The organism is Cupriavidus sp. SK-4 (genome assembly GCF_000611125.1).
In the GTDB taxonomy this organism is placed as follows: domain Bacteria; phylum Pseudomonadota; class Gammaproteobacteria; order Burkholderiales; family Burkholderiaceae; genus Cupriavidus; species Cupriavidus necator.
This window is the reverse complement of the sequence record NZ_JFJW01000207.1, coordinates 1-1,093: the sequence shown is the minus strand read 5'-3', so window position 1 is coordinate 1,093 and position 1,093 is coordinate 1. Positions and strand designations below refer to the sequence as shown.

At 62.8% G+C, this 1,093-nt stretch carries 1 protein-coding gene; it reads right to left on the bottom strand.

The genetic code is table 11. From position 1 onward, the window contains the following. Nucleotide 1: 1 nt before the first annotated feature. Nucleotides 2-1,093: elongation factor Tu (gene tuf, locus CF68_RS34445; protein ID WP_035827945.1), on the bottom strand; the 1,092-nt coding region annotated here is incomplete at its 5' end.

Genomic DNA, 1,093 nt, shown 5'->3' with positions numbered 1-1,093 from the left:
CTTAGTCGAGGATCTTGGCCACGACGCCGGCGCCGACGGTACGGCCGCCTTCACGGATAGCGAAGCGCAGGCCTTCTTCCATGGCGATCGGGGCGATCAGCTTGACGGTGATCGACACGTTGTCACCCGGCATGACCATTTCCTTGTCCTTCGGCAGCTCGATCGAGCCGGTCACGTCGGTCGTACGGAAGTAGAACTGCGGGCGGTAGTTGTTGAAGAACGGGGTGTGACGGCCGCCTTCGTCCTTCGACAGGATGTACACCTCGCCGGTGAAGTGGGTGTGCGGCTTGATCGAACCCGGCTTGCACAGCACCTGGCCGCGCTCGACGTCTTCACGCTTGGTGCCGCGCAGCAGCAGGCCAACGTTGTCGCCGGCTTGACCCTGGTCCAGCAGCTTGCGGAACATTTCCACGCCGGTGCAGGTGGTCTTCACCGTCGGCTTGATACCGACGATTTCGATTTCCTCACCGACCTTCACCACGCCGCGCTCGATACGGCCGGTCACCACGGTGCCGCGACCCGAGATCGAGAACACGTCTTCCACCGGCATCAGGAAGGTACCGTCAACGGCACGCTCCGGCGTCGGGATGTAGGTGTCCAGCGCGTCGGCCAGGTTCATGATGGCCACTTCGCCCAGCTCGCCCTTGTCGCCTTCCAGCGCCAGCTTGGCCGAACCCTTGATGATCGGGGTATCGTCGCCGGGGAACTCGTACTTGCTCAGCAGCTCGCGAACTTCCATCTCGACCAGCTCGAGCAGTTCAGCGTCGTCCACCATGTCGCACTTGTTCAGGAACACGATGATGTACGGCACGCCAACCTGGCGGGCCAGCAGGATGTGCTCACGCGTTTGCGGCATCGGGCCGTCAGCGGCCGAGCAAACCAGGATCGCGCCGTCCATCTGGGCGGCACCCGTGATCATGTTCTTCACATAGTCAGCGTGGCCCGGGCAGTCAACGTGCGCGTAGTGGCGGTTGGCCGTTTCGTATTCGACGTGGGCGGTATTGATGGTAATACCGCGTGCCTTTTCCTCCGGCGCTGCGTCGATTTCGTCGTACTTCTTGGCGGCACCGCCGAACTTGGCTGCCAGCACCGT